This window comes from Streptomyces sp. GS7 (genome assembly GCF_009834125.1).
In the GTDB taxonomy this organism is placed as follows: domain Bacteria; phylum Actinomycetota; class Actinomycetes; order Streptomycetales; family Streptomycetaceae; genus Streptomyces.
Map to the genome: position 1 here is coordinate 2,808,342 of NZ_CP047146.1, position 23,201 is coordinate 2,831,542.

The 23,201-nt window shown below is 66.1% G+C and carries 17 protein-coding genes and 1 pseudogene; 12 read left to right on the top strand and 6 right to left on the bottom strand.

What is annotated here, in order from left to right; translation table 11 throughout:
* Window positions 1-34: 34 nt before the first annotated feature.
* Complete coding sequence (locus GR130_RS12110; RefSeq protein WP_159504733.1) at window positions 35-565, top strand: NUDIX domain-containing protein; 531 nt, start codon at window positions 35-37, stop codon at window positions 563-565.
* 20 nt (window positions 566-585) lie between these two features.
* Here GR130_RS12110 and GR130_RS12115 read toward each other — a convergent pair whose 3' ends face one another.
* Both GR130_RS12115 and GR130_RS12120 read right to left on the bottom strand, forming a co-directional pair.
* Window positions 586-843: a hypothetical protein gene (locus GR130_RS12115; RefSeq protein ID WP_159504734.1), complete on the bottom strand. Its 258-nt coding sequence runs from the start codon at window positions 841-843 to the stop codon at window positions 586-588.
* Window positions 844-1,241: 398 nt separating this feature from the next.
* Window positions 1,242-2,009 (bottom strand): LysR substrate-binding domain-containing protein, encoded by a 768-nt coding sequence (locus tag GR130_RS12120; protein ID WP_328707592.1) that lies wholly within the window; start codon window positions 2,007-2,009, stop codon window positions 1,242-1,244.
* Window positions 2,010-2,936: 927 nt separating this feature from the next.
* Here GR130_RS12120 and GR130_RS12125 point away from each other — a divergent pair.
* Window positions 2,937-3,440: an LppU/SCO3897 family protein gene (locus GR130_RS12125; RefSeq protein WP_236572990.1), complete on the top strand. Its 504-nt coding sequence runs from the start codon at window positions 2,937-2,939 to the stop codon at window positions 3,438-3,440.
* A gap of 803 nt (window positions 3,441-4,243) precedes the next feature.
* Here the strand turns inward: GR130_RS12125 and GR130_RS12130 are convergent.
* Window positions 4,244-5,476 (bottom strand): annotated as a pseudogene (locus GR130_RS12130) (IS3 family transposase).
* Window positions 5,477-5,684: 208 nt separating this feature from the next.
* Between GR130_RS12130 and GR130_RS12135 the strand changes: the two are divergent.
* The 6 genes from GR130_RS12135 to GR130_RS12160 all read left to right on the top strand — a co-directional run bounded on the left by GR130_RS12135 (window position 5,685) and on the right by GR130_RS12160 (window position 13,292).
* Window positions 5,685-6,134: a Uma2 family endonuclease gene (locus GR130_RS12135; protein ID WP_159504736.1), complete on the top strand. Its 450-nt coding sequence runs from the start codon at window positions 5,685-5,687 to the stop codon at window positions 6,132-6,134.
* A gap of 583 nt (window positions 6,135-6,717) precedes the next feature.
* On the top strand, window positions 6,718-8,262 hold the full coding sequence (locus GR130_RS12140; RefSeq protein WP_159504737.1) for a bifunctional transcriptional activator/DNA repair enzyme AdaA: 1,545 nt from the start codon (window positions 6,718-6,720) through the stop codon (window positions 8,260-8,262).
* Window positions 8,263-8,315: 53 nt separating this feature from the next.
* Entirely contained in the window at window positions 8,316-8,972 is a 657-nt protein-coding gene (locus GR130_RS12145) for a hypothetical protein (RefSeq protein WP_159504738.1), read from the top strand.
* Between the two features lie 118 nt (window positions 8,973-9,090).
* The gene (gene asnB / locus GR130_RS12150; protein WP_159504739.1) at window positions 9,091-10,935 is read left to right on the top strand and encodes an asparagine synthase (glutamine-hydrolyzing); all 1,845 of its coding nucleotides are present in this window, start codon (window positions 9,091-9,093) and stop codon (window positions 10,933-10,935) included.
* A 210-nt stretch (window positions 10,936-11,145) separates the two neighbouring features.
* Entirely contained in the window at window positions 11,146-11,436 is a 291-nt protein-coding gene (locus GR130_RS12155) for an ArsR/SmtB family transcription factor (protein WP_159504740.1), read from the top strand.
* A 290-nt stretch (window positions 11,437-11,726) separates the two neighbouring features.
* A complete protein-coding gene (locus GR130_RS12160) occupies window positions 11,727-13,292 on the top strand; it encodes an MFS transporter (protein ID WP_159504741.1) in 1,566 nt (521 codons plus the stop codon).
* A gap of 138 nt (window positions 13,293-13,430) precedes the next feature.
* Here the strand turns inward: GR130_RS12160 and GR130_RS12165 are convergent, their stop codons facing one another.
* Complete coding sequence (locus tag GR130_RS12165; protein ID WP_159504742.1) at window positions 13,431-14,642, bottom strand: pyridoxal phosphate-dependent aminotransferase; 1,212 nt, start codon at window positions 14,640-14,642, stop codon at window positions 13,431-13,433.
* Between the two features lie 135 nt (window positions 14,643-14,777).
* Entirely contained in the window at window positions 14,778-15,788 is a 1,011-nt protein-coding gene (locus tag GR130_RS12170; RefSeq protein WP_201304864.1) for an acetamidase/formamidase family protein, read from the bottom strand.
* 505 nt (window positions 15,789-16,293) lie between these two features.
* Between GR130_RS12170 and GR130_RS12175 the strand changes: the two genes are divergently transcribed.
* Both GR130_RS12175 and GR130_RS12180 read left to right on the top strand, forming a co-directional pair.
* Window positions 16,294-17,178 (top strand): ThiF family adenylyltransferase, encoded by an 885-nt coding sequence (locus GR130_RS12175; protein WP_159504743.1) that lies wholly within the window; start codon window positions 16,294-16,296, stop codon window positions 17,176-17,178.
* Window positions 17,172-18,137 (top strand): aspartate/ornithine carbamoyltransferase family protein, encoded by a 966-nt coding sequence (locus tag GR130_RS12180; protein WP_268977964.1) that lies wholly within the window; start codon window positions 17,172-17,174, stop codon window positions 18,135-18,137. The genes GR130_RS12175 and GR130_RS12180 overlap by 7 nt, the downstream gene beginning before the upstream one ends.
* 94 nt (window positions 18,138-18,231) lie before the next feature.
* Here GR130_RS12180 and GR130_RS12185 read toward each other — a convergent pair whose 3' ends face one another.
* Window positions 18,232-18,531: an NIPSNAP family protein gene (locus GR130_RS12185; RefSeq protein ID WP_159504745.1), complete on the bottom strand. Its 300-nt coding sequence runs from the start codon at window positions 18,529-18,531 to the stop codon at window positions 18,232-18,234.
* A 173-nt stretch (window positions 18,532-18,704) separates the two neighbouring features.
* Between GR130_RS12185 and carA the strand changes: the two genes are divergently transcribed.
* A complete protein-coding gene (carA, locus tag GR130_RS12190; RefSeq protein WP_159504746.1) occupies window positions 18,705-19,841 on the top strand; it encodes a glutamine-hydrolyzing carbamoyl-phosphate synthase small subunit in 1,137 nt (378 codons plus the stop codon).
* A complete protein-coding gene (gene carB, locus GR130_RS12195) occupies window positions 19,841-23,149 on the top strand; it encodes a carbamoyl-phosphate synthase large subunit (RefSeq protein ID WP_159504747.1) in 3,309 nt (1,102 codons plus the stop codon). Before carA ends, carB begins: the two co-directional genes overlap by 1 nt.
* Window positions 23,150-23,201: the final 52 nt, after the last annotated feature.

Below are 23,201 nucleotides of genomic sequence, written 5' to 3' on the forward strand. Positions count from 1 at the left end.
CCTTGCCGGCCCAACAGCGGAAGGTGGCAGTTACGTGCGTTGGAACAACCTCGACGAAAAGCCCGTCTACGCGAATCCCTGGTTCCGGGTCAACCTGGCCGATGTGGAGCTACCCGACGGCCGTCATCTCGATCACTTCGTGATCCGGATGCGGCCGGTCGCGGTCGCCACCGTGGTCAACGAGGCCAATGAGGTGCTGCTGCTGTGGCGGCACCGGTTCATCACCGACAGCTGGGGCTGGGAGCTGGCCGCCGGTGTCGTGGAGGACGGGGAGGATGTGGCGGCTGCGGCCGCGCGGGAGATGGAGGAGGAGACCGGGTGGCGACCCGGGCCCCTCCGACACCTCCTCACGGTGGAGCCGTCCAACGGCCTCACCGACGCGCGGCACCACATCTACTGGTCCGACGAGGGCGAGTACGTCGGCTCGCCGCAGGACGACTTCGAGTCGGACCGGCGGGAGTGGGTGTCCCTCAAGCTCGTCCCCGACATGGTGGGGAGGGGGGAGGTGCCGGCCGCGAACATGGCCGCGGCCCTACTGATGCTCCATCACATCCGGCTGGGCTGACCCCCTCCGCCGCATCCTCCTCAGTGCCCGGTTGCCTGCCACAGGGTGACCACCAGTGCCGCGAGCCCCGTGAGCGCGGCGATCGAGGGCAGTGGCCAGCGGCCACTCTCCAACCGCGTGACGCGGGCGTGCAATTCGTCCGCGTCACGCGTGTTCTGCTCGGATCGCTGTGCCTGGAGCGCGAGTTGGCCGTCGACCTTGGCGGTGCGTACGTCGAGTAGACGCCTCAGCTCCGCTAAGTCGGCGGCGGTCAGGTCGGGTTCGGGGTGGGCGGTCACGGTCCGCTCCTCTTTCCTTCTTCTGGTGACGGTCGGTGCGGTTACGCCCAACAGTCAACTGCGCTGCGGCGGAAGGCGGGAGCGTGTGTGGAGGGGATATGCGGGTCAGCGCTTCACACCCCGTGTGAGATGACGGAGCGTGAGCGGTTCGCACGGGGTGTGAAGCGCGCGCACCGAGATGGCCCGTTCACACTCTGTTGCGAACGCCCGCAAGGGAGTTGACTCGTCTTCACGGGGGCCGGCGCCGGCGGTCGGGCGCCCGCCGGCCGGATCCGCCCGCCGAACTTTCCCCCGAGCGGCGGGCGGACGGCCCCCACCTGCATGGCCCGGCACGGGCCGGTGGACCCCGTGGTGGAGGGGCAACCCTCCCGCCACGGGGTCCATGTGGTGCGGTGCCGCTACGTGCGGTGCACCAGGTGCCGGGCGGCCTGCGCCCGTTGGCGTACCGCCGGCGGGTCGATGTTCACCCGGCTACTCGGGCCGGTCGGTGGTCGGAGTCTGTCCCGGACGGTGTTCGCGCGGCGCCGCCGAGGTCGCGCGAATTGCGGGCCTGCGGTCGGTCCGGGAACGCCGAACGACCGAGAGTCGACGGGACGGTGGGGCTGCATCGGGACGACGTGGACGGTGGGCGGCAGGGTGCCGCGGCCGAGCCGGGACAGCATCGTGACGCCCAATCCCGCAGTCGGCAGCGCCACTTGGGACTCGTACTCCTCGATCTGGTAGGTGATGTCCGGTTCGATGCCGAGGCCGGAGAAGCAACGCACCAGCCACTCATGGCCCCGGACCCCTGCCCGATCCACCCGTTCGTCCCGCAGGTCGTACGGGGTCACCACGTCCCGGCCGGCGAGCGGATGCCCGGCGGGCAGGGCGACGTCGGCGATGTCCTCGCCCAGCTCGGCGACGGAGAGCGAGGCGGGCAGCGCCAGCGGGGTGTTGTGCCAGTCGTGCACGACCGCCAGATCCGCCTCTCCTCGTACGACCAGGCTGATGGCGCGGCCGGGGTCGGACTCCACCAGCCGGCAGTCCAGGGCGGTGTGGCGCCCGGCGAGGCTGGCGAGCGCGGCGGCGGCGAAGCCGCGGCAGGCCGCGGGCAACGCGGCCAGCACCAGCTGCCCACTGGGCCGGCCGCGCTGTTCCTCCAGGCGTGAGCGGGTCCGTTCGTGAATGGGGGAAGTACGCGCTGTTACTGCCCTGGCCTGCGGTTTCCGGCTCCGCCCGGGGGCTGCGGGACACCCAGGGACCCTTCAGGGACATGCGGTTGCGAGGCGCGTGCGCTTCTGCCCCACGGGCTCTGGCCTGGCTCACACCCCACGGCCCGCTACGCGCGCCGCCACTTCTGCGTCAGCGCGCTGCTGGCGAAGACGGAGGTCGAGGTGGGGTGCCCCAACTGCTGGACGCCCTGCGAGACATGGAGCTGACAGGGGGACGGAGTCGCGGGAGTGCGGGGTGTTCACGCCGGGGGCAGGCGTTGCGGGCGTGCTTCAGGCCAGTGGCGTAGGAGTGAGGATTGGTGTCTGGAGGGCGTGGGCCCGGCCAGGACCTCGGACCCGGCGGGGCCCGCGCCGCAGCGGTGTGAGGACGACGTCCGCCTCGCCGGCTGCGACGGCCGTGGAAAACGCCGGCACTGGTCAGAGGCTAGGGTGTTCGAAGTTACTGCGTTCGGTAACGACTGAGGGACTGAGGGGGAATCTGTGGCTACTCCACCGCCACCGTACGGCGTTGGTTCGAATGGCTGGGCGCAGCCCACCGGCGCGCAGATGCCTCAGCAGCCGAGTGGTCCGCATGCCTCGTATCAGGCCCCGGGCAATGGCGGCGAGCCCTACCCGGCGCATCACGCGTACGTTCCGCAGACGGGCAGCCCCTATGCGCCGACCGCCGCTGCCCCCCTCTCACCGCATGGCGCGTACACAGCCCCACCACAGCCGTATGGCCGGTACGCGCCGCCGCCGGGTTCGCCTGCCTGCGGTATCTGCGGAGCATCACCGGCTGTACCGGCAGTCGTTCGCGGCCACCAGGGCATCATCATCCTGATGCGGTTCTTGAGCCGGCGCGGAGCGTTCTGCCGTGACTGCGGCCTCGCCACCGTCCGCGACATGTCCGCAAAAACGCTGTGGCAGGGCTGGTGGGGGCCCTTGTCCCTCGTCATCACACCAATCACCTTGCTGATGAACCTCGGCCCAGCGGCCGGCTTCCGCCAACTCACCTCTCCCGTAGGCGGATTCCGGCCTCCGCTTGATCCAGGCAAGCCGCTGCTGCGCCGTCCGGAGGCTCTGCTCTTCCTTGTGCCGATGCTGGTCGTTGTCGTCGCGATCTCTGGTCTGATCGTCCTTGGCATGGTGACCGGTGGCGGTCGCTCCAACTCCGGGCCCGGCTTCGAGACCGCGCCGACTCTCGCCGTCGGTGCCTGCGTACACAATGACGGCGACTGGCACCATCAGGATCTCCGGGTCACGGACTGCGGAGCACCGGATGCCCGCTATCAGGTGACCCGTCGACTGGAGAAGCCCGGGGCGACCTGCTCTCGCGGCGAGTTGTACGCGGACCTGAAGTACGGCCCCGGCGGTACGACCGTTTCGTGCCTCAAACCTCTCCACTAGAGCGTGCCCGACGGGTCAGGGCGCCCTCGCGCACAGCCACGCAGCCGACGAGTGACTGGTCTTTCCCGGACCCGAGTCAGCGCCGTGAAGCCCTTGTTGCCCTCGGTCGACGCACCCTTACCGGAGCGCCAACAACCCTCTGCCGAACCGCCAAGGCCTGGCCTTGTCGGCGACCGAGAAAGTACGTAATGCCCGCTACCGCCAAGGGAGTCACAGCCGTTCCAAATGCGGCGATCCAGGATGTGGCGTTGATACCGCCACCAGCCGGCTGCGTGAGGGTTACTGCGATCGTTACCGGTTGCCCGTTGGGGGGCACCGGAACGCTTGTCGACGGCTGTCCCGTGGGCGTCGGCGAGACTGGCGCGAATGTACTCGCCGACGGCCGTGCTGTAGGCGTTGGCGGAGTGGAAAAGGTTGCGGTGGGCGAGGGTGCAGGAGGCAACGCCGGATTGTGCACGTTGTCGCCGAGCAGGAAGGCGACAACGCTGCCGACTGCTCCCGTGAGGGCAGCCACGACTTGAACCCATTGGCGGGAAGAGCTCTTGCCTGTAGCGCTGCCATGCTCGGGCCGCCCATCCTGTTCGATGACAATCGAGCATTTCACTGCCAGGTGGCTGGCTTAAGCAGCACGCGCCGCAGCAAAGGGTGGTTACACCATCACAGCAGCTGAGAGTTGCCCGATGTGACGTCGTCTGGGTGCAGGCCAGTGCGACGGATGAACTCAGCGACGTCATCGATTTCTTTGGCCGGCCCGAGGTTGCGGTTTGCCTCAGTGATGAACCGCTCCGGGATCGGTGGAGGCTCTATACGTTGACTCCAGCCGCCGGTCGGGGCTGGTGTTGAGCGTGGTGGTTGGTCTCGTACTGATGGGGCGGGATGTCGCCGGTCGCGCTGTGGAGGCGCTGGTTGTTGAACCAGTCGACCCATTCCGCGGTGCCGAGCTCGACGTCGGCGAGGCCGTGGCAGGGCCTGCGGGGTTTGATCAGCTCCGTTTTGTAGTGGCCGATCTGGGACTGCATGAGCGCGTTGTCCAGGGCGTCGCCGGCGGTGCCGATCGAGGCGTCGATGCCGGGCTCGATGAGGTGCGCGGTGAACGCGAAAGACGTGTACTGCCCGCATCCGAATGATGAACCAGCCCTGGTCCAGTGGGAGTTCCGGCGCGATCCCGGCGTCACAGGGCCATGTCGAGGGCGTCGAGGACCAGCTTGGCCCGCTTGCTGGTCGCCGCGGACCGGCCGACGATCGCCCGGGAGGACACGTCCACGACGAATGCGACGTAGACGATCCCGGACCAGGTGGCGAGGTAGGTGAAGTCCGCGACCCACCGCTCGTTCGGCCTGGAGGCGGTGAAGTCGCGTTGCAGCAGGTCAGCCGCCCGTTCATGCCCATCGTCGCGCAGGGTGGTTCGGATCTTCTTGTCACGACGGGCGCTTTCCAGGCCGAGCTCGCGCATCAGCCGGGCGACCGTGCAGCGGGCCGCGACTATGCCCTCGCGGTGCAGCTGCCGCCAGACCTTCCGGACTCCGTAGACGCCGTAGTTGTCGGCATGCACCCGACTGATGTGCGCCTTTAGCTCCGTATCGCGCGGGCGCTGGGAGCGTGGTTCTTGGCGGCGTAGTAGGTGCTCGTTGCGATCTTCAGTCCGTGGCCGCAGAGCACACGGCAGATCGGCTCGACCCCGAACACCTTCTTGAACTCGTCGATGAACGCTACGAGCGCTTTGACGGCCGGTCGAGCTCGGCCGCGAAGAAAGCCGACGCCGCCTTCAAGATCTCGTTCGCCCGCCGCAGTTCGGTGTTCTCCGCCTGCAGACGCTTGATCTCCGCGGTTTCCTCGGACGTGGTGCCGGGCCGCTGGCCCGCGTCCACCTCGGCCTTGCGGACCCAGGTCCGCACCGTCTCGGCCGCACCGGTGCCCAGCTTCGCCGCGACCGCCTTCATCGCGGCCCACTCGGTCGGGTAGTTCGGACGGATCTCCGCGACCATGCGCACCGCACGCTCGCGAAGTTCGGCAGGGTAAGGGGACGGACGTGCCATGACTCGATCCTCTCAGGGAATCGAGCCTCCATCAGACCCGAAGCGGTTCATGAAGGCGAGGCAGCAGAACAGGCCGGTAGCTCCAGGGTGGCGAGCAGGTCCTGGCGCGAGAGCGGGGTGTTCCAGCGGCCGAAGGCGCGGATGCCTTCGCCGCACTGTCCCGCTACAGGGTCACCGGTGCGCCTGGAGCAGCGCCGACACGTCGCTCATGTGGAGGACACCGCTCCGTTCGGACCACGAAGCCGTCGCCGACACTCTCCGCGAACAGATCCGCGCTCGTGCCCGTGGACTCGGCTGCGTCATCGGCTCCGGCAACCTCGACCTGCCCGGCGCCGCGAACTGGTACATCCCCGACCTCGCCGTCGTTCCCGCGGCCGCGGCCAAGGGCGCCGGCACCCTACTGCCCGCCGACACCCTCCTCGTCGTCGAGGTCACCTCCGAGTCCAACGGCGCTACCGACCGCGTCGTCAAACGCAAGCGGTATGCCGAATACGGGGCACCGCTGTGCCTGCTGGTGGACCGGCAGGAGCGGTCGGTGACGGTGTATGCCGAGCCCGGCCGCCTCGGCTACACCCGCGCCGACGGGCCCCACCCCTATGGCGCTACCGTCCACTTGCCGGAGCCGTTCGACCTGGACCTGGACACCAGCACCCTCTGACTCAGTCGTGCCTCGGCGGGGCACACGCCGCTTTCGCGCCATTGGCGGGATCCCTACCGCTGGTTTGCCATCCCGCCCAGCCCTGGTAGCCGTCGGGTGACGCCACATCGCCTGCCTTGGCAGCCCCCATGCCTTGAGATGGTTGCAGTGGGTGCGAGGCGGTCGCCTCCAAAAGAGGTGGCCGCCGGGTCCCGTGACGCACAGGAGGGGTTGGTCGGCTGGACTGCCCTCTCACGTGGAGCCGAACAATCAGCCATGTCACGGCAGGCACTGCTTTTCGGGCAACTCGTCCAGCCTCTTTGAGCCACTCAGTGAGTGCTAAGCACACATGGCCTCTTAAAGATTGGGCCAGAATAACGGGCTGTGAACAGGCGGCGGTCAACTCGGCGTGCCGACTATGTGGATCGCACGGCCCGTTAATGGCGTGACTGTCCAAGTGGCCATGTGATACCGGGCTCTCGTCCACGGCGTTGACCTGGCCGGTCGGTAGGTTTTTCTTCTGTTTTCATCGCGTCCCATGTTCTTAGTGGGAGGTTTCAACCGGGCGCAGGGAGCCGCAGGGTCAGTCGAAGTGGGATCCTCCATGTCCGATAGTTGCCAGCACCACGCTGTCTCTAATGGAAAGGTTTTTTGCGTGCTTGATTTCGAACGCTGCTGGCGGGCCACACTGAGCCGGGACACCCGTTTCGACGGGCTGTTCTACTCCGCGGTGGTCACCACCGGCATCTACTGTCGACCGAGCTGTCCCGGCTGCCCCATGCGCAAGAACGTCCGCTTCTACCGGAGCGCGGCCGCGGCGCAGGAAGCCGGCTACCGCGCTTGCAAGCGGTGCAACCCGGACGCCAGCCCGGGCTCGCCGGAATGGAACCTGCGAGCTGATGTCGTGGGCCGGGCCATGCGCCTGATCGCCGACGGCGTCTGCGACCGCGAAGGCGTCGCCGGACTGGCCGCGCACCTCGGCTACACCACACGGCACCTTCACCGTCTGCTCACCGCCGAGGTCGGAGTCGGCCCGCAAGCACTCGCCCGCGCCCAGCGCGCCCAGACTGCCCGCATCCTGCTGGAGACGACCAGCCTTCGCATCACCGACGTGGCAATGGCCGCGGGCTTCTCCAGCGTCCGCCAGTTCAACGACACCATCGCATCCGTCTTCGACCGCACTCCCACCGCTCTGCGCGATATGGCTGCCTCGCCTGCCGATCAGGCTGCCGGGACCATCACGGTGCGCCTGTCGGTCCGTGAACCCTTCGACGGGCCCGCTCTGCTCCGGTTCTTCGCTGCCCGCGCGGTGCCCGGTATCGAAGAGATCGATGACGGCACGTACCGCCGGAGCCTGCGTCTGCCTCACGGAGCAAGTACGGTCGCTCTCACACCACGCCCCGGCTACGTCGAGTCGCAGTTCTGCCTGGAGGACATACGGGATCTGGCGACGGTCATCCACCGCTGCCGCCGCCTGCTGGACCTGGACGCCGACCCGCTGGCTGTCACAGAACTCCTCGCCGGCGAACCTTTGATGGCTCCTCTGGTCGTCGCTCACCCGGGTCTGCGCGTTCCTGGCGCGGCCGACCCCGAGGAACTGCTGTTGTGCACCGCGCTTCGGCAAATGCTGCCCGAGCCCCAAGTCTCAAGGGCCTTGGCAGCACTGACCCGCCGCTTCGGCCGTCCTCTGCCCTCCCCGACCGGAGCGGTGACCCACCTGTTCCCCACAGCCCAAACCCTGGCCGAGGCACCACTGACCGACCTCCTCCCGAACGCAGCAGCCGATCTCCTGCGGCGCATCGCCACCGACTTGGCTGCCGGAGACCTGACGCTGAGCGACGGCCATGACCGTGCGGAGAGCGAGCGCCAGCTGATGCAAGCCGGCCTGAGCGGACACGGAGCCGCCTACCTCGTCATGCGGGCCCTCAAAGACCCTGACGTCTTCCTCGCCCAAGCACCGGCAACCGGCCGGGCGCTGCAGAGCCTGGAGCAACCGGTCGGGCTGGCCCCCACGATGCGCCGCGCCGAGCACTGGCGCCCCTGGCGCTCCTACGCCCTCATGCAGCTGTGGAACCTCCGCCCCGGCGACACCCAGATCTTTGCGCCGGCGCATCAGACATCACCACGACAAGCGATCTTGGCTGCGTGATCGCTCCTGCCGCGCACCCAGAGATTCACAGACGATCGGGAGAAAGGGGGGCCATGCCGCTCCAGAATCGCGTGACACCATACGGTGAGATCCAAGCCGTACCGAGCCGCGGGACGATGCTCGGTAACCGCGGGCGCCTGCACAACAAACAGCAGGAGCTGACCCGGAATTGGCGGACGGTAAACTGGCTCTCATGCCGTCTCCAATTCCGCGGGCGGCAGCGTCAGGTCATGGGGCCCGCCTCTTACACCGAGCTGTTCTTCCTCGACGAGGCCACTTCCTTTGCGGCGGGACATCGTCCCTGCTCGGAATGCAGGAACGCCGACTACCTCCGTTTCAAGCGGGCCTGGATGGCCGCATATGAACTGACGGAGCTGCCGGACGCGCAGACGGTCGATCACACCCTGGCCCGGCACCGGCTGGACCCGGGGCGCTCCCGTCAGATCTGGCACGAGCAGAACAGGGACGATCTGCCGGACGGGACCATGGTCCATTGGCAGGGCGGCCCGTGGCTGGTGTGGGGCGCGCGAGTGTTCCGGTGGACCCATGACGGCTACGCCAACGCTGCTGCCAGAGACCATCTTCCCCAGCAGGCCACGGTGGTTACCCCGCAATGCACCGTACGTGTCCTTCGTGCGGGCTACCGGCCTCTGGTGCACGAAACCGTGGGGTCTTCGTTTCCCCGCAATCCATCCCCAAAAAGCTACTGAGGGAAAGGCGCCGCAAGCCTAGCGCCGCAAGCACAGCACGCAGAGCTCCGAATTTCTGACGCCTTGTCGACAAGGAGAACGTCGGCAGAGCGGTTTTAGAGTGAAGAGAGGGACTGTTATGTGCGGAATCACCGGCTGGGTCAGCTGGCAGGATGACCTGACGAAGCAGGATAAGACGCTGGAGGCCATGAACCAGACCATGGCGTGCCGTGGTCCGGACGCCGACGGCATCTGGGTCCGCAACCATGTAGCCCTGTGCCATCGCCGCCTGTCCATCATCGACCTCGACGGCGGCAAGCAGCCGATGGCTTCCCAGGCCGGCGATGTGGTGCTCACCTACAGCGGCGAGATCTACAACTTCCAGGAACTGCGCACCGAGCTCAGCGCCTTGGGGCGCAACTTCCGCACCCGCTCCGACACCGAGGTTGTCCTCCACGCCTACCTTCAGTGGGGCGACGCCTTCGTCGACCGGCTCAACGGCATGTATGCCTTCGCCATCTGGGACCAGCGCCAGGAGCGTCTGCTCCTGGTCCGAGACCGCCTGGGCATCAAGCCGCTCTACTACTACCCCCTGGACGGGGGAGTGGTCTTCGGGTCGGAGCCCAAGGCGATCCTGGCCAACCCCAAGGTCAGCGCAGGCATCGACCTGACCGGGCTTTCCGAGCTGCTGATCTTCCCGGGGCCGCGGACTACCGGCGAAGGCATCTACCGTGGCATGCGCGAGCTGCGACCGGGCCATGTCTTCGAACTCACCCGCGAAGGCGGCATCGAGCGGCGGTACTGGCAGCTGACCAGTTTTCTGCACACCGACACCGAACAGGAAACCATCCGCACCGTTCGGGACTATCTCGAGGACATCACCACCCGCCAGCTCATATCCGATGTCCCGCTGTGCTCCCTGCTGTCCGGCGGCGTCGACTCCAGTGCCATGACTGCTCTGGCGGCGAAGAACCTGCGCGCCTCCACCGGCCAGACCCTGGACAGCTTCGCTGTCGACTTCGTCGACAGTGACAAGATCACGAGCAGCAGCACCCCGGAGGACACCTGGTGGTCCTCCCTCGACGCGCCCTTTGCCCGTGAAGTCGCCAACCACGTGAAGTGCAATCACACTCCCATCGTGCTGAGCAACGACCTGCTCATCGAACACGAGGACATCGGTCTCAAGACCCGCGACCTGCCCGGTTGGGGAGACTTCGACACGTCCCTGTATCTGCTGTTCAAGGGCGTGCGGGAACGTTCCACCGTCGCCCTGTCGGGGGAGTCCGCCGATGAGGTGTTCGGCGGCTACTACTACTTCCAGGATCCCCAGGCCCTGCACCACGACGGGTTCCCGTGGCTGCGTGAAGGAATGGCCTTCGCCGACCTCCTGCACGACTCCCACATCGCCAAGATCAAGCCGCAGGAGTACGCACACCAGCGTTACCTGGAGACCATGGCCGAAGTGCCACGTCTGGAGGGTGAGACCGGCACCGACGCCCGTCTGCGTGAAGTGTTCTACATGGCCCTCACACACTGGCTGCCGGCCCTGCTGCACCGCAAGGACCGGGCGAGCATGGCCGTGGGGCTTGAGGTTCGGGTTCCCTTCTGCGACCACCGCCTGGTGGAGTACGTGTGGAACGTGCCGTGGCACATCAAGCAGATGGGAGGCATGGAAAAGGGGCTCCTGCGGCACGCCGTCGCCGATGCTCTGCCCGAATCGGTCGCGTGGCGGAAGAAGAGCGGCTACCCCGCGGCGCGCGACGACAAGTACCTCAAGCACGTCCGTGCCCAGCTGGCAGCGCTGCTGGAGCGGCCCACTGAACCGGTCTTCGACCTCTTCGACCGTGCAAAGGTTGCCGGCATTCTCGACGGCACCCGGCCCGTGCCCTACATCGGCACAGCTCCCAGCCCGGCACACAGCATGTCGTACATCGTCAGCTTCAATAAGTGGATCAAGAACTACGGAGTCGACATCCACTTCTGATCCACTCCAGCACGGCCATCGTTCAAGCTGAGCGCGTTTCAAGACGTCGCGGCCGATGCCCTGATAGCGACCCGCGTGGGGCATCGGCCGCCAGCGAAGAAAGGGCTGGGTCGAATGCAAGGCGGATCCATCTCTCCGTTATTAAGCACCGATCAGCCACGATTCCGGGGGCTTCGCGAGGGAGGCAGCGGGAGTCTTCGAGAACGTGACATGAGCAAGGAAAGGCGGCTGGTGATGGTCGCCTCTCTTCTGGCGGACTCGAGCCGTGTACGCATCCTGTACAAGCTGCTTGACGGGAAGGCCTACTCTGCCAGCGAGCTCACCGATGTCGCAGGGACAGCAGCCTCGACCGCCAGTTCGCATTTGAGCAAGCTGGTTGCCGGAGGTCTGCTGGATGTCAAGCCACAAGGACGGCACCGCTACTACCGCCTGGCGCAGCCTGAGATCGCACAGTTCCTGAACTGGGCCAGCACCCTCAACGAGGATCCTCCCGCAGCATGACGAAACGAACCCCGCACGGCGGTCTGCCCTCGGCAGACCGCCGCAGCCGTTCTCGGGCACGAGTCAGCCCGAACGTGTTGGTCCGATAGACGCTAGAGAATCTGTCTCCCAGCCTGCCAGGATCGTCTTAGTAAATTTCCCTCGCCGGTGCATCCGGAGGGGAGCTGTGAGGCATCTGCCCCCGAATGCCACGGTCCCGACAATCCTCCTCGAAGAGATCCTTGGGACCGTCATTCCCAGGTGCTGCGTCCGCACCCCAAAATGCGCCCCGACGCTGAGCTAGGAATTGCATGACCCCGAAACTGCGCATGAGCTATGCGGTCAGCACATTGATCGTCAGCAGCGTGACGACGTTTCTGCTGCCGCTGGACTACACGGTCGCCTCGGTTGCCCTGCGCGACATCCACCGCGATTTCTCCGTCAGCTTCAGCGACCAACAGTGGGTGATCAACGGATACACCATGGCCTTCGCCGCCCTGCTGATGGCCGGCGGTGGTCTGGCGGACCTGTTCGGCCGTCGGAAGGTCTTCCTGTCAGGGCTCGCCCTCTTCACCGCCGCTTCCTTGCTCGCCGGACTGGCCCCGGCTGTGCTGTGGCTCAACGTCGGACGGGTCGCTCAAGGCATCGGCGCGGCAGGGATGTTCAGCTCTTCGCTCGCCCTCCTCGTTCAGGAGTTCACGGGCCCGCGCCGCGTCCATGCCTTCGCGGTCTTCGGAGTCGCTTCCGGGCTGGGCGCGTCCTTGGGCCCGTTCATCGGCGGACTCGCTGTGAACCTGGGTGGCTGGCGATGGGCGTTCCTGCTCAACGCGCCGTTCGGCATCGCCATGCTCATCCTGGGATTGATGCGCACGCGGGAGTCCAAGGACCCTCATGCCACACGCATGGACCTCAAGGGCCTGGTGCTCTTCAGCGGAGCAGTGCTGCTGGTGGTCTACTCCATCGTCATGGCGCCGCAGATTGGCTGGACCAGCCCCACCATCGTCGCCACCCTGGCTGCGGGGGCTGTGCTTGCCATCGTCTTTGTCTTCGTGGAGCTGCGGCAGACCTACCCGCTGATCGACCTGCGCCTGTTCGCCAACCGCACCTTCCTCGGCGCCAGCCTGGCACCGTTGGTGTTGTCCATCGCCTTCTGGGGCCTGTTCCTCTACACGCCGCTCTACTTCCAAGGCGTACTCGGCTACAGCCCGCTGCAAGCAGGCATGGCGATGCTGCCCTTCGCCATCCCCCTCTTCGGCGCAGGCCCCCTGGGAGCGCGCCTGGCCAACCGCATCTCCTCGCGCGCACTGCTCGCCATCGGCCAGCTCCTGGTCGCAGCCGGAGCAACTCTCCTGGCCTTCGCCCCGCTTGACAGCGATTGGACCAACTACGCGATCGGCGGGCTGATCAGCGGCCTGGGAACGGGATTGATCAACGGTGAGATGAGCAACGTGGCCATCAGCATCGTGCCGGCCGCCCGGTCCGGGATGGCCTCCGGTATCAACTCCACGATGCGCATCGTTGGCATGAACGCCGGCTTCGGTGGCATCGGAGCGGTCATGGCTGTGGCCGTCTCCCACGACCTGACCTCCCAGGCCGGCCGGCTCCACGGCCTGCACCAGAACGTGAGCGGCCTGGCAACCGAAGTCGCCACAGGCAACATCAACGGCACGGCGGCCTCCGTGCCCGCCCCTGTGCGGGAAGGTTTTCGGGCGGCGGCCGACCACGCCTTCGCCACCGGCATGCGAACCGCCTTCATCGTCGGCGCGTGCGTAGCTCTCCTGGGCGCCGTCGCCAGCTTCGCACTCATCCGCCGGCCCCAAGCCGGCACCGCGCCGGAGCCTGTCAGCGCGCCCCCGCTGGCTGACGCCCAGCCGTAAACAGACCCCCGGTGACCCCTTTCCCCCGGAGGGGCGCCGGGCCTCGGGTGGAGCCAACCCCCGAGCCCGGTGGGTGCCCTGGCGATGCCAGAGCACCCACCGGGGTATTTCTCTGCCCGCTTCGAAAAGTCCAGCAGCCTATGGCTGTCCGTAGCCGTCGAGGAAGGCGCCGATTCGGGTGACGGCGTCGGCCAGATCGTCCTTGCCGGGCAGTGTGACCAGGCGGAAGTGGTCCGGCTCGGGCCAGTTGAAGCCGGTGCCGTGGACGATCATGATCTTCTCGGCGCGCAGCAGGTCGAGGACCATCTGCCGGTCGTCCTTGATCTTGTACACCGCGGGGTCCAGCCGCGGGAAGGCGTACAGCGCGCCCTTCGGCTTGACGCAGCTGATGCCCGGTATCCGGATCAGGGCCTCGTAGGCCGTGTCGCGCTGCTCCAGCAGCCGGCCGCCGGGGAGCACCAGGTCGTTGATCGACTGCCGGCCGCCGAGGGCGGTGGCGACCGCGTGCTGCGCCGGCATGTTGGCGCACAGCCGCATGTTCGCGAGGATCGTCAGCCCCTCGATGTACGAGGCGGCGTGCGCCTTGGGGCCGCAGACCGCCAGCCAGCCGCTGCGGTAGCCGGCGACGCGGTACGCCTTGGACAGGCCGTTGAAGGTCAGCGTCAGCAGGTCGGGGGCGAGCGCGGCGAACGGGGTGTGGGTGGCGTCGTCGTAGAGGATCTTGTCGTAGATCTCGTCGGCGCAGACGATCAGGTTGTGCCGGCGGGCGATCTCCGCGATGCCGCGCAGCAGCTCGTCGCCGTACACCGCACCCGTGGGGTTGTTGGGGTTGATGACGACGATGGCCTTGGTGCGGTCGGTGACCTTGCGTTCGATGTCGGCGAGGTCCGGCATCCAGTCGGCCTGCTCGTCGCAGCGGTAGTGCACGGCGGTGCCGCCGGAGAGCGAGACCGACGCCGTCCACAGCGGGTAGTCGGGGGCCGGGACCAGCACCTCGTCGCCGTCGTCGAGCAGCGCCTGCATCGACATCTGGATCAGCTCGGAGACGCCGTTGCCCAGATAGATGTCGTCGACGGAGAGCTCGATGCCCTTGGTCTGGTAGTGCTGCATCACCGCGCGGCGGGCGGAGAGCAGGCCCTTGGCGTCGCCGTAGCCGTGCGCCGTGCCGATCGAGCGGAGGACGTCCTCCAGGATCTCGGGCGGGCACTCGAAGCCGAACGCCGCCGGATTGCCGGTGTTCAGCTTGAGGATGCGGTGACCTGCCGCTTCGAGCCGCATGGCCTCCTCAAGGACCGGGCCGCGGATCTCGTAGCAGACGTTGGCGAATTTCACGGGTTGTACGACATGCATACGGCACCTCTTCTGGCGTCTCGCCACGTGAGTTCTCTCGATGGCACCCGCTGTTTCGCGGTTGAGGCGCTGGATGCGGCAGGCTCGCCGTGACAGAGCCGATCACGTCGTCATGCAGCGCTCCGCTCCCAGCGGCTACAGCAACTGACGGCTGGTTTCGCGTAGCTGCTCGTGCAGGCCCCGGTGAGGTGTGGCCGGCGGAAGCCAGGCCTTGCGCATCTTCGCGACGGCCGTGTAGTTGGTGTCGCACAGGTTGGCCAGGGGAGATTCCAGGGCCTGGGTGATGAGCTGGTAGGCGTCCATGTGGGAGAGGCCGTAGTCCCGACCGAGCCAGTGCACCAAGTCCAGTTGGGCGATGCGAAAGGCGTCCTCCAAGGGCCGTGCGGAGCCGGCGGTCATGATGTGGGTGTCGGACTCCAGGCGAGGCCATGGCGTCCTCACGCCCTTGAGCAGGCCGATGAGCACCGTGGTGTTCATCGCTGTCTCGACCGCCACCCCGCAGGACTCGCCCTCGCCTTGGCGGGCGTGGCCATCGCCCAGGCTGAGCAGCGCTCCGGGGACATTGACGCCAAGGAAGCAGGTGACCCCCGCGCGCATCTCCGGGGTGTCCATGTTGCCGCCGTGGGCGTCAGGGACCAAGGCGGAGCGCACCTCACCGTGTGCGGGGGCCACCCCGACGGTGCCGTGCATGGGATCCATGGGGAGGTCGACGACGATGTCGCTGTCTTGTGCCTGGAACCGGCAGGTGCGCCGGGCCCGGTCCAGCTCCCAGATCCATGTCCGTTCCGGTAGAGGGGGTTGCAGTGTTGCGGTGGTGGGCGAGGAGGTGAGGGCCCCGAAGAGGGGAATTGTGCTGGAGACACCCCAGTCCCGGGCCGGCTCGATGGAGACCAGGTGCACGGCGAGCGTGTCACCGGGCTCCGCCCCCTCGATGTAGAAGGGGCCGGTCTGAGGGTTGAGCAGGGGGAAGGTGCAGACCCTCGACACTCGGTCGGTGACAGACCGCACCCCACCAGCGAAGGCATCCTCCGTGTACACCGCCAGGGCGGTATCCGGGGTGAGGCGGGCCACGGGAGGGACTCCGCCGAAGGTCCACGCGAATTCACCGGGCTCGGGCCGGATGGTTAACAGGTGAGGGCTGTTCAACGGAACCTCCTGATGTGAGAGGGAGGGAAGCGACGCCCGCCACCTCAGAGCTGCCCGTCCGACTACGGCGGCTGCCGAGGAGCAGCGAGTGCATCTACGTTTCGCTCTCCATCGAAATAAGAGTTCCTCAGGACACAGGCGCTGCTGAGGAGGAATGGAACCGTACCTCGGCGTCATATCAAATGCTTCGATTGCTGACGATGCGATTACCTTCACGGGGGTCTTTTTGCGAAGCACGTTTGCGCCGCTCCGAAACTTTGGTAACGGAAAGCTGTTGGACGAAATGTCGCTTTAGTCCCATCCCTGGAGGGTTTCACGCATATGCCGCAGGGGTTACGCGTGCATTTCGTTGTTAACGGAAGTGACTACGAGTAATACACCTTGTGTGCGGCCGAACTATTGTTTAGCTTGTCTAGCGAGGATCAGTCATCGAGGGCCTTCGTGCTCGACCGCTGAACGTTCCTCTACTGCCCTATGCAGGAATTTCACGCCAGGAAGGGTGACCATGGGAAAGTCGACCGTTCATGTGCATGAGGCCAAGTACGACGAGGAGCTGTACTGGTCGCGAGTGAGGCGCAATCTGGGCTGGTTAGGTGACTCAGAGGATGAGGCGCGGCACCGTCAGGAAAAGCTGAGCGACTGCACCATCGGCATCGCAGGATGCGGCGGTATCGGCGGCAGCCTGGTGGAACGACTGGCCCGCCTCGGCGTCCGCAGCATGAAGATCGCGGACTTCGATACCTTCGAATACTCGAACATCAACCGGCAGCTTGGCGCGACTTTCGGCAACGTCGGCCGCAATAAAGCCGAGGTCGTCGGCGAGATCGTCCACGACATGACCCCGGATGTACGAATCGAGGTCTACACGGAGGGCATCTCAGCGGAGACCGCGGACGAGTTCGTCGCAGGATGCGACTACATATTCGACGAGATCGAGCCGTACCAGTTCCCGGCACGCTACATGCTGCACCGGGCATTCCGACGGAACCCGCAGTGCCAGTTCATGCTGACCGGCCAGGTCTACGGCAACCGCACCTTCTTGTGGAAGTGGACCCATGACTCCATGCCGATCGAAGAGGTCATCGGCCTGCCGGAGGACGCGGAGCTGACGCCGGCGAATGCCGAGAAGCTCGTCAGCCGGCTGGTGCCCGAGGCCCCGGGCTACCCGGACGCGGCGATGCAGCGCAAATGGCTGATCGAGGAGACCACCTGCCCCATCACTCCGGGCGCCCCTCCGATGTCCCAGGGCCTGCTCATTGAGCGGCTGATGCTCGCGATCACCGGTATCGACCAGCAGGCCGACAGCGTGCAGCTGCCAGTCTCCCCGGGGTACGCCATGGTGGACTCGCGCACCTGGACGGCAAAGACAGTCGAGGGCGTGTGGTGGTAACCGCCCCCGCCCCACCTGAGGCTCTCCACGGCAGGCACCTGCTGTCGATGCAGCAGTTCCAACGCCGGGACCTGGAAAATCTGTTCACCAAGGCAGAAGCTCTACGGCTCGCTGCCGAACAGGGCGCACTGCCCCTCCGGTTCGCCGGCCGCGTCCTGGTCTCAGCCTTCTTCGATGCCAGCACCCGCACTCGCCTGGCACATGAAACAGCGATGCTCCGCCTCGGCGGCGCGGTCACCGGATTCGCAGACCCCGAAGTCACTCGGGCCGGAGGCGCAACCCAAGAAAGCCTCTACGACGTCTTCCGGATGCTGTCGGAGTACGGCGATGTCATCGTCGTCCGACACCCCGAGACCGGCGTTGCGGCCCTGGCAGCCCATGCTGCCGGCGACCGCGCCGCGGTCATCAACGCGGGTGACGGCACAGGCGAGCATCCCACCCAGACACTCACCGACCTGTACTCCGTCTGGCGACGCTTCGGCAAGATCGACGGGCTGCGTATCGGCGTGGTCAACGACCTGCGAATGCGTTGCACGCGCTCATTGCTACGCGGCCTTCGGGACTACGACTGCACCGTGTACGCGGTGGCCGCCCCCGGAAAGGGCCTGGACTCCCAGCTGCGCGAGGAGTGTGCGCAACGCGGCCCGCACCTGGAGATCTGTGAGGATCTACGGGAGGTGCTGCCACAGGTGGACGCGATCTACTCCTCACCGACCATTCTCGATGAGGTGTCGAGTGTTCGTCCGGCAGACGGAGTGTTGCGTGGTGATACCCCGCTGACTGCCAGCCTGCTCGAGCAGTACGGACAACCAGACCTTGCCGTCTTCCATCCTCTGCCACGCAAGGGAGAAATCGATTCCAGCCTGGATTCGACACCCTTCAACGGCTATTGGGAACAGGCCCACAACGGGGTCCCCATCCGCATGGCTCTGCTGTCGGTGATGCTGGGCGGCGAGTGAAGTAGCCGCCCCGCCCTCGGGTCGGACTCCGTGGCCATCGATTGATGGTGTTGGCCGGTCGCGCCGGCCAACACCATCCTCCCGCCCCGCGGGATCACACCTTCCGGAGAAAGGATCGGGACTCAACGAGAATGCAGCCGGATTCTTTCATCTGGCGAATATTCTCGACCGCCTCCACGTCCGCGGCAAGTCGTTCGCGATACTTCTCATAATCGGCGAGGCTCGCGAAGTTGATCAGAGCGAGTGCGAAATTATTCTCGCCCTCTTTCGGAAGGTAGTAGCCTGTGAGATCGCCGCCGCACCTTTCGATGACGGGTGGCCATGCCTTCGCGTATCGCTCGAAGTCCTCCAGCTTCCAGGGATCAATTCTGTATTGGATGCAACAGGTGATCACAGGCTTTCCTCTCGATGGAATGCAAGGTGCGAGGCGCCGGCGCAACGTCGCCGCTCGGATATGAATCGTTCCAGAGGTCGCTGTTGCACTGCAAGCGGCATCAGCTCATCCAGCCACAATATTCCGATTGTGCATGTCCGATCCCTGCCAGACATTATCGAAGGGGTGAGTTAATGGGATACGTCGCTGCACAGCATTCTGCGGTGCTCGTACTCGAGGATGGATCCGTATTTCCGGGCCTTTCCTACGGGGCGACGGGTCGTTCACTGGGAGAGATGGTCTTCTGTACTGGAATGACCGGTTACCAGGAGACGTTGACCGACCCCTCCTACCACCGCCAGATCGTGATGCAGACCGCTCCGCAGATCGGTAACACCGGCTGGAACGACGAGGACGACGAATCCGACCGCATCTGGGCTGCTGGCTATGTAGTACGTGACCCCGCACGCCATCCCTCGCACTGGCGCGCCACACGCTCCCTTGGTGAGGAGCTCCACCGCCAGCAGATCGTCGGCATTGCCGGTGTGGACACCCGCAGCCTTGCCCGTCACCTACGGGAGCAGGGCACCATGCGCGGTGGCATCTTTTCTGCCGGGGCTGTGACCGACACAGCCGCCATGCTGGCCGCGGTGCATGGCAGCAAGCCCATGGCTGGGTCCGCCCTGGCTCACGAGGTAGGCGTGGAGCGCCGGCGCTTCATACCGGCTGCCGGCACGACCCGTTTTCGTATCGCCGCGCTGGACACCGGAATTAAGAAAAACATCCACAACCTCCTCTCCGAACGCGGCATCGAAACCCATCTGCTGCCGCCGACCTCCACCTTCGAGGAAGTACAGGCTCTGGCTCCTGATGGCCTCTTCCTGCCCAACGGTCCCGGCGACCCCTCCACTGCAGGTCCCCTGATCGAGGTGGTCACCCAAGCACTGCTGCGACGCATCCCGCTGTTCGGCATCTGCCTGGGCAACCAGATCCTGGGACAGGCCCTTGGGCTGCGCACCTACAAGCTGCGTTACGGGCACCGCGGCCTCAACGTTCCCGTCATAGACGCCCGCAACGGGCAGGTCGCCATCACGTCGCAAAACCACGGCTTTGCCCTCGACGCTGTGCCCGGCCAGACCTTCAAGACACCCTTCGGCACAGCCCTGGTCAGCCACTACTGCCCCAACGACGGCACAGTTGAGGGACTCCAGTGCCTGGAGGTACCGGCGTTCTCAGTCCAATACCACCCGGAAGCCGCAGCCGGCCCCCACGATGCCCGGCTGCTATTCGATGAGTTCGTCACGCTGATGGAGAAGGGCAGGGAATCCTGATGCCCAAGCGGACCGACATCGCCCACGTCATGGTGATCGGCTCCGGGCCGATCGTGATCGGGCAAGCATGCGAATTCGACTACTCCGGCACCCAGGCATGCCGGGTCCTCAAAGAGGAGGGTCTGCGGGTGACCCTCGTCAACTCCAACCCGGCGACCATCATGACCGACCCGGAGATCGCCGACGCCACCTACCTCGAACCCATCACCCCCGACTTCGTCGAGAAGGTCATCGCACGGGAGAGGCCGCAGGCCCTACTGGCCACCCTCGGAGGCCAGACGGCGCTGAACACCGCGGTCACCCTCCATGAGCGAGGCGTTCTGGAGCACTACGGTGTGGAGTTGATCGGGGCCGACGTCGAAGCCATCCAGCGCGGCGAGGACCGACAACGCTTCAAGGACATCGTCCGCTCCGTCGGCGGTGACGTGCCGCGCAGCATGGTCTGCCGGTCCCTGCCCGAAATCCGGGACGCCGCTGCGCAGCTGTGCCTTCCTGTCGTCATTCGCCCCTCCTTCACCATGGGCGGTCTGGGCTCGGGGCTGGCTCGCACCGTCGCCGAGCTGGAACGCCTGGGCAGTGCCAGTTTGACCGAATCCCCGGTCAACGAGGTGCTGGTCGAGGAGAGCGTGCTCGGCTGGAAAGAGTACGAACTGGAGCTCATGCGCGACCGGAACGACAACGTCGTGGTGGTTTGCTCCATCGAAAACATCGACGCCATGGGTGTGCATACCGGCGACTCGGTGACCGTGGCACCTGCCATGACCCTCACCGACCGCGAATACCAGAACATGCGCGACCTTGGCATCGCTGTCCTGCGACAGGTCGGCGTCGATACCGGTGGATGCAACATCCAGTTTGCCGTGCACCCTGATACCGGTCGCATGGTTGTCATCGAGATGAACCCTCGAGTCTCCCGCTCATCCGCGCTGGCCTCGAAGGCGACCGGATTCCCCATCGCCAAAATCGCGGCGCGGCTCGCGCTCGGCTACACGCTCGACGAGATCAGCAACGACATCACGCAGGAGACCCCCGCGTGCTTCGAGCCGGCACTGGACTACGTCGTGGTGAAGGTCCCTCGCTTCGCCTTCGACAAGTTCCCTGATGCCGACCCGCAGCTCACCACCACGATGAAGAGCGTCGGCGAGGCGATGGCTCTGGGCCGCAGCTTTCCGGAAGCCCTGGGCAAGGCTCTGCGGTCACTCGGCGCCCACGACGACGGCTTCTGGAACCAACCAGACCCCGTCGACCAGGGCCTGGACGCCGTCCTTGCTCACCTGGCCACACCACATGACGGACGCCTGTTCACCATGGAGCGAGCCCTCCGGCTGGGCGCCAGTGTGCAGCAGGTGGCCGAAGCTTCGTCCGTTGACCCCTGGTTCTGTGACCAGCTGCAGTTACTGGTGGAGCTACGCACCCGCCTTCTGCAGGAGCCGCTGACTGCAGACCTGCTACGACAGGCGAAGCGTTCCGGCGTGTCCGACCGGCAACTCGCCGCCCTCCGCCCTGAACTAGAAGGAGAGCGGGCAGTTCGCGCACTGCGGCACCAGCTTGGTATCCGCCCTGTCTACAAAACCGTCGACACCTGCGCAGCGGAGTTCGCCGCCCACACCCCGTACCACTACTCCGCATACGAGTTGGACCCCGATGCCGAATCGGAGGTAGCCGAGCAGACCGACCGCCCGAAGGTCATCATCCTGGGATCCGGAGCAAATCGGATCGGGCAAGGTCTGGAGTTCGACTACTCCTGTGTGCACGCCGTGATGGCCCTTCAGGCCGCCGGCTATGAGACCGTCATGGTCAACTGCAACCCGGAGACGGTCTCCACCGACTACGACACCGCCGACCGGCTGTACTTCGAGCCCTTGACCCTAGAGGACGTGCTCGAGGTCGTCGACGCCGAACGGGGCTCAGGTCACGTCGCCGGCGTGATCGTGCAACTGGGCGGCCAGACCCCCCTGGACCTGGCGCAGGAGCTCGCCGACGCCGGTGTCCCGATCGTCGGCACATCGCCCCAGGCCATCCATCTCGCCGAGAGCCGCGAGGCATTCGGCAAGATCCTCACTGATGCCGGGCTCGCCGCCCCGCCCTTCGGCACCGCCACATCCCCTGCCCAGATACAGCACACCGCCGACCGACTCGGCTATCCCGTCATGGTGCGGCCCTCCTATGTGCTCGGCGGCCGAGGCATGGCAGTCATCCACACCCCTCAGCAACTGGAGCGCTACCTCAGCCACGCCCCGCGCATCTCCCAGGAGCGCCCCACACTGGTGGACAGGTTCCTGGAGAACGCGTTGGAGATAGACGTCGACGCCCTCTACGACGGCCATGAACTGTTTCTGGGCGGAGTGATGGAACACATCGAACCGGCCGGCATCCATTCCGGGGACTCCGCCTGCACCCTTCCCCCTCTCACTCTCACCACCTCCGTCATAGCCAGGGTGCGCCACGCCACCGCCACCATCGCCCGCGCCGTCGGCGTGCAGGGTCTACTCAATGTTCAATACGCCCTCAAAGACGGGGACTTGTTCGTCCTGGAGGCGAACCCGCGAGCCTCCCGAACCGTTCCCTTCGTCTCCAAAGCCACAGCGGTACCCCTGGCCAAGGCAGCTGCTCGAATCATGCTCGGCGTCTCCATCGCCCAGCTACGCACCGAGCGGCTCCTGCCGCACTCCGGCGATGGCACGGCCTTGCCCGCTGACGCTCCGATCGCAGTCAAGGAAGCTGTCCTGCCCTTTCACCGCTTCCCCACCCCTCAAGGCGAGGGAGCCGACCCCCAGCTGGGGCCGGAGATGAAATCCACCGGCGAAGTAATGGGCCTGGACGCCACCTTCGGTGCGGCCTATGCCAAGTCTCAGGTCGCCGCCTACGGGGCACTGCCGACCGCAGGGCGCCTGGTGATCTGCGCTGAGGAAGAGGAGCTGGCCGCAGTCTCACGCCCCGTTCAGCATCTGGCTGACCTGGGGTTCGAAATCCTCGCCACATACGACACCGCCGATCAGCTTCGACGCACTGGCACCTGTGGCAAGCAGATTCCTGTCCAGGGCGCACCCGGACGAGACATCGCGGATGCCGTGCTCGCAGGCAAAGTCCACCTAGTGATCAGCATTCCGGGCACCAGCCCCGCACGCGGGGACAGTCGGCGCATCCGGACCGCGGCTGTCTTGCGGGACACGCCATGCTTCACCACCATCGAGGCTGCCCAAGCCGCGGCGTACGGCATCCAAGCCCTGCGAGCCGGCAGTTTCCAGCTGGTCTCACTGCAACAGCTCCATCAGCAGCTGAGGCCCAGTGCCCCAGCCGGAAGCTGAGGCTACGCAACCCACAGCCATGTCCCACACCTCCGTCCACCCACGGCCGGCC